The following is a 10,759-nucleotide window of genomic DNA, read 5'->3' as shown; positions in this document are numbered from 1 at the left end:
GATCAACCAATCCTCTCCGCGCGGCCCAGAATGCCCTGCGGTCTGATGAGCAGGATCAAGATCAGCACGATGAGCGCGCCGACCTCCTTGATCGAGCTCGGGACGCCGAACAACGGTCCGACCTCGGTGATGACGCCGATAATGAGCGAACCGAGCACCGAGCCCCAGATCGTGCCCAGACCGCCCAGCGTGGTGGCCGCGAAGACCATGAGCAGCAACTGGTAGCCCATCATGAAGTTGATCTGGCTGTTGACGCCCAGCAGGACGCCCGCCAGCGCCGAGAGCGCCGTGCCGAGGATCCAGACCGAGGAGATGACACCGTCGACCCGCATGCCCGAGGAGGCCGACAGGGCCGGGTTGTCCGAGACCGCCCGCATTGCCTTGCCGAGCCGGGTCCGGGCCATCGCCGTCGTGACCAGGCCGATCGCGGCGCACGCGATCACGATGATCCAGATCTCCTTGGCGGCCAGGTCGAACAGGCCGAAGTCGATCGAGCGCTGCGACGTGTAGTCGGTGAACGACCTCGTGCTGCTGCTGAAGAAGTACTGGTACACGTTGCGCAGCAGCAGGCCGAAGCCGATCGACACGATCATCATGGCGATCAGGCCGGTGCCGCGGTGCCGCAGTGGTCGCCACAGGGCCCGGTCCTGACCCCAGCCGAACAGGGCGCCGAACAGCACCGCGATGATGCCCGCGAGCCAGACCGGCATCCCGACGACGGAGTTGAAGAAGTAGGCGACGATCGCGCCGAACGTGATCAGCTCGCCGTGCGCGAAGTTGGTCAGGCCCGTCGTGCCGAAGATCAGCGACAGCCCCAGCGAGGCCAGCGCGATGATGAGGCCGTACTTGAGGCCCGAGACGAGGCTGTCGACGAGCCGCTCGGAGAACGGCGTCTTCTCGATGACCTTGCCGTTGAGCGGGAACGCGACGTTCTGGCCGGCATCGAGGTTGACGGTGACGTCGAGGGACTTCTTGCCGGTGAGCTTGACGCCCTCGGGGAGCGTCGACTCGTCGATCGTGACCTCATACGTGCCGCGGCCCGGGATCGCGATCGCGGCGACGCCCTTGTCGTTCGTCGTCGCGGTGCCGATCTGGGCGCCGCTGTCGTCGTTCACGACCACGACGACGCCGGGGACCGGCGGGGGGTTCGCCCCGGCCTTGCCGCCCTGCTGGTCGAGCAGTCGCACCCGGATCGCCGGTCCGGTGACGGGTGCGTCACTGGCCGGCGCGGAGGCGCTGGGGCTGGGTGAGGGGGACGTGGTCTCGGCGGTGGCTGGACTCGCGAGGAACACGAGTCCGGCGAGGATCGCCGTGAGCAGCGCCGCTGTTCGCAGTCGCACGCATTCTCCTGTCGCTGTGCGCGCACCGGGTACGGCGCGCCAGTTTCGATCCTGTTGAGCATAGCCATCCTCGCGTTTCCGCGCCGTTCTCCAGAGGTTCTCGTGGGTAACAGTTCGGTTTCGGTTTGCCGGTGGGACGGGCATTCCCTCCCGCATGGTCGTGGGCGTAGGCTTGGCGAGTTCGTCCTTCCTTCCCCCCATTCGGAGGTACCACGTCGATGGCGTTGCGTCAGCCCGTCGAGATCCGCGACGCCGCCGTCGAGGACGCTCCTGCGCTCATCGAGCTGTGGTCGTCGTGCGCATCGGCCGCGGGGGACGAGGGCTCGGAGACGTACACGCAGCAGTCGTTGTGGCGCCGTCCGACGGTCGACGAGGCGCGCGAGGCGATCGAGTTCAACGCCGACGCCCATGGTCGTCGGATGTTCGTCGCGTTCATCGGTGGCGAGCTGGTCGCGGCCGCCGCGGCCGACGTCACGACGCTCACGCCGATCAGCATGAACAAGGTGCTGCTCGTGTCCGACCTGCAGGTCTCCCCGGAGTTCCGCCGTCGCTCGATCGCCTCCTCCCTGCTGGCCGTGGTGGCCGCGTATGCCGAGGAGCGCGAGTGCGAGATGGTGCTGGCGTCGATCCCGGCGCACGCGAAGGAGCCCAACCGCTACCTCACGAAGCTGGGCTTCAACCAGATCGCGGTGCTGCGCGCCATCCCGATCGGCAAGCTCAACGCCCGGCTGGCGACGAAGGCCTCCGGATCGCGCGAGACCGGCCGACTGCTGGCCGTGCGCCGCACGCTGCGCCGTCGCCACGCCGTCGGCAACTGACCGGCGCTGCCGACACCGCTGTCGGTGCAGGCCACTAGGGTCGAGGGCGTGGACCGACTCCTCCTGATCGACGGGCACTCGGTGGCGTATCGCGCCTTCTTCGCGTTGCCGGTCGAGAACTTCTCGACGACCACCGGGCAGAGCACGAACGCCGTCTTCGGCTTCACCTCGATGCTCATCAACGTCCTGCGCGACGAGCGTCCCACGCACGTGTGCGTGGCGTTCGACCTCTCGCGCCAGTCGTTCCGCACCGAGCAGTACCCCGAGTACAAGGCGAACCGCTCGAAGTCCCCCGAGGAGTTCTCCGGCCAGGTCGAGCTGGTCAAGGAGGTGCTCGACGCGCTCGGCATCCGCCACGTCGACAAGGCCGGCTACGAGGCCGACGACATCATCGCCACCCTGTCGACCCGCGCCGAGGCGGCGGGCATGGAGGTGCTCGTCTGCAGTGGCGACCGCGATGCGCTGCAGCTGGTGACCGAACGGGTCACGGTGCTCTACCCGCGCAAGGGCGTCTCCGACCTCGCCCGGATGACGCCGACCGCGGTCGAGGAGAAGTACGGGGTCCTGCCCGAGTTCTACCCCGACATCGCCGCACTCGTCGGCGAGACCAGCGACAACCTGCCGGGGGTACCCGGCGTCGGCCCGAAGACGGCCGCGAAGTGGATCAACGGCTTCGGCAGCCTCGCCGCGCTCGTGGACCGGGTCGACACCGTTCCGGGCAAGGCGGGCGAGTCACTGCGCGCGCACCTGGACGGCGTGCTGCGCAACCGGCGACTGAACGCGCTCGTGCGCGACCTCGACCTGCCGCTCGGCCCGGCCGACCTCGAGCTCGACACCGCCTTCGACCGGGCGCGCGTGCACACGGTCTTCGACGCGCTGGAGTTCACGGTTCTGCGCGAGCGGCTGTTCGGGATCTTCACCCAGACCTCCGACGAGGTCGAGGCCGACTCCGGCTTCGACCTTGACGGGAAGGTCCTGCATCCCGGCGAGGTCGCCGCGTGGCTCGCCGAGCATGCGACGGCGCGCGTGGGAGTCCATGTCCAGGGCTCGTGGGGCCGTGGGTCCGGCGACGCCATCGCGATCGCCGTGGCCACCGACTCCGCCGCCGCGTGGATCGACGTCGAGCAGCTCGATCCCGCCGACGACACGGCGCTCGCGGGCTGGCTGGCCGACCCCGACCGGGGCAAGGTCCTGCACGATGCGAAGGGACCGATGCTCGCGCTGGCCGCGCGCGGCTGGACCGTGCGCGGACTCGTCGCCGACACGGCGCTGTCGGCCTATCTCGTCCGGCCCGACCAGCGCACGTACGACCTGTCCGACCTCTCGGTCCGGTACCTCAAGCGCGAGTTGCGCGACGACGCGGGCGCGGACGGCCAGCTCTCGCTCGACACCGACGACGACGCCGAGATCGGCATGCTCCGGGCCCGGGCCGCGCTCGACCTCGCCGAGGCGCTCGCGGTCGAGGTCGACCAGGCGGGTGGCGCGCGGTTGCTGGCCGAGGTCGAGCTGCCGCTCGTGTCCACCCTGGCGCGGATGGAGCAGGCGGGCATCGCCGTCGACGACGACGCCCTGCTGGCCCTGGAGTCGGAGTTCGCGTCCCGGGCGCAGGAGGCGCAGTCGGCCGCGTACGCGTCGATCGAGCGTGAGGTGAACCTCGGCTCGCCCAAGCAGCTCCAGGAGGTGCTGTTCGACCAGCTCGCGATGCCCAAGACCAAGCGCACCAAGACGGGGTACACGACCGACGCGGAGGCGCTCCAGCAGCTCTACGCCAAGACCGGGCACCCGTTCCTCGAGCACCTGCTGGCCCATCGTGACGTCACGAAGCTGCGCCAGACCGTCGAGACGCTGCGCCGGTCCATCTCCGACGACGGCCGGATCCACACGACCTACGCCCAGACGATCGCGGCCACGGGTCGGCTCAGCTCGAACGACCCGAACCTGCAGAACATCCCGATCCGGACTGCCTCGGGCCGCCGGATCCGCGAGGCGTTCCGGGTTGGTGAGGGCGCCGAGGTGCTGCTGACGGCCGACTACAGCCAGATCGAGATGCGGATCATGGCGGACCTGTCGGAGGACGCCGACCTGATCGAGGCCTTCAACTCCGGCCGGGACTTCCACACCGCGATGGCCGCGAAGGTCTTCGACCGCGAGCCGGACGACATCGGCACCGAGCTGCGCGCGCGGATCAAGGCGATGAACTACGGCCTCGCCTACGGACTGTCGGCCTACGGGCTGAGCCAGCAGTTGAGCATCTCGACGAGCGAGGCCCAGGGCCTGATGGACGACTACTTCGAGCAGTTCGGGGGAGTGCGCGACTATCTGCGTGGCTTGGTCGACGAGGCCCGCCAGACCGGTTTCACCGAGACGATCATGGGTCGGCGCCGCTATCTGCCCGACCTGCAGAGCGACAACCGCCAGCGGCGCGAGATGGCCGAGCGGATGGCGCTCAACGCGCCCATCCAGGGATCGGCCGCCGACATCATCAAGATCGCGATGCTCAATGTCGAGCGTGCGATCGACGCCGCCGGACTCGCCTCACGGATGCTGCTGCAGGTGCACGACGAGCTCGTCCTCGAGGTCGCCCCCGGTGAGCTGGACGAGCTGTCGGCGCTCGTCCGCGCGCAGATGGCCGCGGCGGCGGACCTGTCGGTGCCGCTCGACGTCTCGGTGGGCGTCGGCCTGACGTGGCACGACGCCGGTCACTAGCCTGCGGCGGGTACTGCGGGCTTCGGCGCCCGGATCATCGGCCACACCAGCAGCAGGACGGCCACGACCGCGGCGGTGACCCCCATCGTCGTGACCAGGCCGGTGATCGGAATCGACCAGAACCAGGCGACGCCGAACACCACGGCGGTCGCGACCCACAGCAGCACGGCAGCGCCGGTCTCGCGGCGGGCGAGGGCGTCGAACACGAGCAGGTACACGATCGCCAGGAACGTGCCCGAGACGGCGAACAGCCACAGGTCGTCGGCGATCTCCGCGTACTGGTCGCCGCCGACGAGGATCAGGGCCAGGTGCGGCAGCACGGCGGCCACTGCCACGACGCCCAGGCCGAGCACGCCCACGAGCGCGGCCGCCCGCAACCGGGTGCGATGTGAGGAGTCCCGCGCGAGGCTCGGGAAGAACACCACGCTGACGAACTGCGGCAGGAAGAGCGTCGACTTCGTCAGGATCAGGCCCGAGGCGTACAGACCGCTCTGGTGCTCGTCGAACGCGCCGCGCGCGAGCAGGGCATCGACGTTGCTGAATGCGAAGTAGGCCAACAGCGTCGAGGCGGACACGATCGTCTCGACGACGAGCGGACGTCGGCTGTGGACGTCGCCGACGCCCGGCGCCCGCAGCAGGTCGGCACCGACGATCACCGGAAGCCACGCGCCGACCGCGAGTCCGGCCATCGCGCTCGTGGCCGAGGGATCGACGAGCAGGCCGCCGACCCCGCCGAGCAGCCGCCCGAAGCCGTTGGCCACGAAGATCGCGGACAGCTTCTTCCAGCGACTCGTGCCCTGCGCGACCCCCATCAGCGCGCCGGTCAGCGTCAGCGGGACGAGCATCGCGCCGCAGAAGACCACGGCCCACGGGGAGTCGAAGTGGAACGCGGGCGTCAGCACGAACGTCGTCGCCGCGACGGCGACGCCGACCGTGACCGAGATCGCGAGCGAGACCCGCGAGGCGGTGTGGATGATCGCGAGGGTGTGCTGCGGGTCCACCGAGATGCGCCGGGCGATCGCGGCCTGCAGGGCCAGGGCCACGACGTTCGCGATGAGGATGAGGCTCAGCAGCGCGGTGAGCGCGCCGAACTCGGCGGGCACGAGCATGCGCGCGGCCACGAGATTGAACCCGTAGGTGACGATGTTCATGACCATCATCGCCGCGGCGACGACCGACATGCTCGTCAGAGCCTTCTGGTGTGCACGCACTCACGGCACAATAGTCGGGAACTCGACACGATGACGGAGGGGCCGCCCATGAGCGCATCGCGGGCGCTCGGCGTACGCGGGCGCCCCGGTGTTCCGTGGCTCGTGCTGTGGGTCGTGCTGTTGTCGTTCGTCGTCCTCGGGCCCGTCCTGGCTCCGGGCTACGTCCTCACCTACGACATGGTGTGGGTGCCGCACCTCGACGTGACCCGTGCCGACGTGTGGGGGCTGGGCTCGGGCGTCCCGCGAGCCGTTCCGTCCGATGCCGCCGTCGCGGTGGCCGGACTGGTGCTGCCGCAGCAGCTCCTCCAGAAGGCGCTGCTCGTCGCTGCCCTGGTCATGGCGGGACTCGGCGGGGCGGCGCTCGTTCGCGACGCCCGCACGCCCGCGCGATGGGCGGCGGCGACCGTCCTGGTCTGGAATCCGTTCGTGGCCGAGCGGCTCGGGCTGGGCCACTGGCCCCTGCTGCTGGCGTACGGCGCGGTGCCGTGGCTCGTGGTCGCCGCGCGGGAGCGGCGGTTCGCCCGGGCGACCCTGCTGTTGGCCGTGACGGCGTTGACCCCGGTGTCGGGGGTGATGGGCGCCCTGACCGCGCTCGTCGTGGGGCGCCTCCGGGACGCGTGGCGCTGGGCCGCGTTGGCCCTCGCGGTCAATGCGCCGTGGATCGTCGCGGCGCTCGTCTCGCCGGCCGGGGTCGGCAGTGATCCCGCGGGGGTGGGCGTCTTCACCGCCCGCGGCGCCGGCTCGACCCCCGTGTGGCTCGAGGTGGTGGCCCTGGGCGGCGTGTGGAACGCCGATGTCGTGCCACCGTCGCGCGAGACGGCGCTCGCCACGGTGCTGACCGTCCTGTTCCTCGCGGTCGTCGTGGCCGGCCTCGCATGGCGGTGGCGCAGCGGGGCGGCCGGCGTCCGGTCGCTCGTCGTCCTGTGGCTCATCGGCTTCGCGGTCGCCCTGTGCGGAGTCGCCGCTCCCGGCGTGATCGAGGCGTTCGTCGAGCACGTGCCGGGCGCCGGACTGCTCCGCGACGGGTCACGATGGGTCCTGCTGATGGCGCCGGCGACGGCGGTCGGCTTCGCCGGCTCGGTCGAATGGCTGACCGCTCGTCCGGCGCGCGTCGCGGTGGGCTGGCTCGTGGCGCTCGCGGTACCGATCGCGTGCGTCCCGGACCTGGGCTGGGGACTGGCCGGGCGACTGCACGCCGTGGACTACCCGCCGGAGTGGGCCGAGGTCTCGTCCGTCCTGGCCGGGCAGGACGGACGAGGAGACCTGCTCTCGCTGCCGTTCTCGGCGTTCCGTGCCCCGGAGTGGAACCATGACCGACCCGTCCTCGACCCGGCGGGACGCCATTTCGACCGGGTGACCGTCACCGACGACACGTTGACCGTCGGACGGGTCGAGGTCGCGGGGGAGGACCCCCGTGCGGCGCGGATCGGCCGTGCGCTGCAGGCGGACGACTGGGCCGAGATCGCGCGCGCAGGCGTCGGATATGTCGTGGTCGACCGCGCCGCTCCCGGCGGGGCGGAGGCCGCGGAGCAGGTCGCCGGCCTCCCGATCGTGGTGGAGGCGGGATCGCTCGAGCTGCGCCGGGTCCCGGCCGCCGTGGACGTCGAGCCCCGGACGGCCCGGGTCGTGGCGGTCGTCGTCGCGTGGAGCCTCGCGGTGCTGACCGTGATCGGCGCCGCCGTGAGTCAGATCGGCAGGCGCCGGAAGATCGCTCGCGGCACGTGACGCAGTCCGGACATGACGACGCGCATCGTCGCGGGCACCCAGATCTGCTCGCGGCCCGAGCGCACGGCGTCGACGACGGCCTCGGCGACCTCCTCGGGTGTGGTCGCCAGCGGAGCCTCGTCGAGCCCGGTGGTCATCTTGGAGCGCACGAAACCCGGCCTGACGACGAGCACGCGGCCACCGCCGTCGCGCAGCGCCTCGCCGAGGCCGGTGTAGAACGCGTCCATCCCGGCCTTCGTCGAGCCGTAGACGAAGTTCGACCGTCGCGGGCGCTCGCCGGCGACGCTGGAGAGCGCGACGATCACGCCGTGGCCCTGCTCCCGGATACGGGCCGCCAGGGCGACTCCCACGGTGACCGCGCCGACATAGTTGACGGTGGCGAGCTCGCGCGCCTCGGCGATGTCGGTCCACGCCAGCTCGGGATCGCCGAGCAGCCCGAACGCGACGACAGCCACGTCGATGTCGCGGTCGACCGATGCGACGACGGCCGCGTGGCCGTCGACGTCGTGCGCGTCGAAGTCACGGGCCTCGACGAGGCAGCCGAGCTCCTCCAGCTGCGCGACGGCCGCGTCGCGTCGCGGCCCGGGACGTGCCGCCACGACGACGGTCAGCGCGGGGGACTCGGCGCGGTAGCGTCGCGCGATCGCCAGCGCGATGTCGGACGTCCCGCCGAGCAGCAGCAGGCAGGCGGGGGTGCCGAGGGCGTTCATCATGGGATCCTCACAGATCGAGTCGTCGGGCCAGGTCGGAGGTGAACACGCCGGTCGCGCCCACGTGTGCCCGCACCGCGCGGAACTCGTCGAGGCGCGGGTAGCCAGCCGCGAGCGTGGCCGGATCGGTGCGGGAGTCCTTGGCCAGGTAGAGCCTGCCACCGGACTCGCTCACGATCGCATCGAGATCGGCCAGCAGTGCGCCGAGTCCCGTCCGGACCGGGAAGTCCGCGGCGAGGGTCAGCCCCGGCATCGGGAAGGACAGCGGAGCGGGATTGCCCTCGCCGAACCGCTTCAGCACGTTGAGGCTGGAGACGTGGCCGGACGAGGCGATGCGCTCCACCATGGCGACGAGCGAGCCTCGGTCCGGAACGACGCTCTGGTACTGGACGAACCCGGCCGGCCCGTACACGCGGTTCCAGTCGGCGACGATGTCGAGCGGGTGGAAGAACTGCGTGATGTCCTGGACCTCGTCGCGGCGGAGCCTCGGCGCCTTGCGGTACCAGGCCTCGTTGAAGGCCTTCGCGGTCCACCGGTTCACGAAGGAGACGGGGGAGGGCCACGGCACCGCGCCCAGCCGGGGCGCGACGAACTCGAGCGGGTCGGCGCGCCGGTCACCGTCCAGCGCCGTCAGGGGAGCCGAGTCGCCGGCCGTCAGGACCGCCCGACCGAGCCGGCGGCCGGTGGTCGCGGTGTCGAACCACGCGACGGAGTAGCGGTGGTCGTCGTCGTGGGCGTCCATCAGGTCGAGCAGTTCGTGCACGTCGGCCGTGCGGTCGGTGTCGACGAGGAAGTAGGAGGTCTCGATCGGGTGCAGCGCGAGGGTCGCCTCGACGACGACGCCCGTCAGCCCCATGCCGCCGATCGTCGCCCAGAACAGGTCGGGGTCGGCCTCGGGGGACACCTCGACGACGTCCCCGCCGGCGACCATGAGGCGCAACGACCGGACGTGCGCGCCGAACGTGCCGTCGTGGTGGTGGTTCTTGCCGTGGACGTCGGCGGCGATCGCGCCGCCGACGGTGACCTGGCGGGTGCCGGGGACGACCGGCAGCCACCAGCCGTGCGGCACGATGCGGCGCAGGACCGTGTCGAGACTGAGTCCCGCCGAGACCGTGAGCGAACCCTGCGGGTCGAGATCGAACGTGCCGGTGAGCGCGGTGAGGTCCAGGACGAGCCCACCGCCGTTCTGGGACGCGTCGCCGTAGCTGCGTCCGAGCCCACGCGCGGTCACGCCGCGGCGGCCGGCGGACAGGACGGCACGGCGCACCTCGTCCAGACTGCTCGGGCGGACCACCTCGGCGGCATGCGAGTGCGTCGCGCGACCCCAGCCGCTGAGTGGCGTGCTCACGCCAGTCCCAGCGCGAACGTGCAGAGCCACAGCACCGCGAGGCCGAGCAGGACCGGGTCGCGCAGGACGACCTCCTCGGGCTCGCCGGCGGCGCCGCGGTCGATGTCGGCGCCGTACCGCAGCATCGCCACCACGAACGGGGCGATGCTGATCGTCTGCCATGGGACGCCCGACTCCGGGGCGATCTCGAACGCCCAGAGGCAGTAGGCGGTGATGGTGATGCCGGCCGCAGTGCCCCACACGAACCGCAGGTAGGAGTCGGAGTAGAGCGCCAGGGAACGCCGGGTGAGGGCGTCGGGTCCGAGCAGGTGCAGTTCGGAGTAGCGCTTGCCGGCCACCATGTAGAGCGAGCCGAACGCGGCGACGATCAGGAACCACTGCGACAGTGGCACGTCGGCCGCGACGCCACCGGCGATGGCGCGCAGGAGGAAGCCGCTCGACACGATAGCCAGATCGAGGACCGGCTGGTTCTTCAGCCCGAGGACGTACGAGACCTGCAGGGCGAGGTAGACCGCCACGACGATCGCGAGGTCGGTCGAGACGACCGCCGCACCGGCGAGCGCCAGGACGGAAAGGATCGCGCCGAGGGCCACTGCTGCCCTTGGCGAGAGCTCGCCGGAGGCCACGGGCCGGCGATGCTTCGTCGGATGGTGGCGATCCTCGTCGGCGTCGATCACGTCGTTGAACAGGTAGATCGACGCCGAAGCCGCCACCATGACGACCGCCGCGGCGAGCACGTGCGGGAGGATTCCCGTGTCGGTGAGGACGCCGGCGGCCAAAGGGGCGGCGAAGACCAGCAGGTTCTTGATCCACTGTCGCGGACGCGTGGCGCGGAGCGCGGCGGATGCCGACGAAGCAATGGACATGGTGGGCCCAGCGTATCGGCGGGGGAACATGCGTC

The 10,759-nt window shown here is 71.0% G+C and carries 8 protein-coding genes; 3 read left to right on the top strand and 5 right to left on the bottom strand.

Going from position 1 to position 10,759, the window contains the following annotated elements; all coding sequences use genetic code 11:
- Positions 1–2: 2 nt before the first annotated feature.
- On the bottom strand, positions 3–1,340 hold the full coding sequence (locus ACT26F_RS06815) for a branched-chain amino acid ABC transporter permease (RefSeq protein ID WP_471669753.1): 1,338 nt from the start codon (positions 1,338–1,340) through the stop codon (positions 3–5).
- A gap of 218 nt (positions 1,341–1,558) precedes the next feature.
- Between ACT26F_RS06815 and ACT26F_RS06810 the strand changes: the two genes are divergently transcribed.
- Positions 1,559–2,158, top strand: a complete 600-nt coding sequence (locus ACT26F_RS06810; protein WP_471669752.1) for a GNAT family N-acetyltransferase — start codon at positions 1,559–1,561, stop codon at positions 2,156–2,158.
- A 48-nt stretch (positions 2,159–2,206) separates the two neighbouring features.
- Positions 2,207–4,864 carry a DNA polymerase I gene (polA, locus tag ACT26F_RS06805; protein ID WP_471669751.1) on the top strand — a complete coding sequence of 886 codons (2,658 nt, stop codon included), beginning with the start codon at positions 2,207–2,209 and terminating at the stop codon, positions 4,862–4,864.
- Here polA and ACT26F_RS06800 read toward each other — a convergent pair.
- Positions 4,861–6,075, bottom strand: a complete 1,215-nt coding sequence (locus tag ACT26F_RS06800; protein ID WP_471669750.1) for a lipopolysaccharide biosynthesis protein — start codon at positions 6,073–6,075, stop codon at positions 4,861–4,863. The two genes, polA and ACT26F_RS06800, sit on opposite strands and share 4 nt — an antisense overlap.
- Before the next feature lie 48 nt (positions 6,076–6,123).
- Between ACT26F_RS06800 and ACT26F_RS06795 the strand changes: the two genes are divergently transcribed.
- On the top strand, positions 6,124–7,800 hold the full coding sequence (locus ACT26F_RS06795; protein ID WP_471669749.1) for an MmpA family trehalose lipid delivery protein: 1,677 nt from the start codon (positions 6,124–6,126) through the stop codon (positions 7,798–7,800).
- Here the strand turns inward: ACT26F_RS06795 and ACT26F_RS06790 are convergent.
- From ACT26F_RS06790 to ACT26F_RS06780, 3 genes are read right to left on the bottom strand one after another with little or no spacing between them, the layout of a single operon-like run.
- On the bottom strand, positions 7,761–8,510 hold the full coding sequence (locus ACT26F_RS06790) for a decaprenylphospho-beta-D-erythro-pentofuranosid-2-ulose 2-reductase (protein ID WP_471669748.1): 750 nt from the start codon (positions 8,508–8,510) through the stop codon (positions 7,761–7,763). The genes ACT26F_RS06795 and ACT26F_RS06790 overlap by 40 nt on opposite strands.
- 10 nt (positions 8,511–8,520) lie before the next feature.
- Positions 8,521–9,858, bottom strand: a complete 1,338-nt coding sequence (locus ACT26F_RS06785; RefSeq protein ID WP_471669747.1) for an FAD-binding protein — start codon at positions 9,856–9,858, stop codon at positions 8,521–8,523.
- The gene (locus tag ACT26F_RS06780; RefSeq protein ID WP_471669746.1) at positions 9,855–10,724 is read right to left on the bottom strand and encodes a decaprenyl-phosphate phosphoribosyltransferase; all 870 of its coding nucleotides are present in this window, start codon (positions 10,722–10,724) and stop codon (positions 9,855–9,857) included. Before ACT26F_RS06780 ends, ACT26F_RS06785 begins: the two co-directional genes overlap by 4 nt.
- Positions 10,725–10,759 lie beyond the last annotated feature (35 nt).

The sequence above is a fragment of the Aeromicrobium sp. SP1 genome (genome assembly GCF_055663785.1).
The sequence above is the reverse complement of the archived record's forward strand: the minus strand, read 5'-3'. Positions and strand labels throughout refer to the sequence as shown.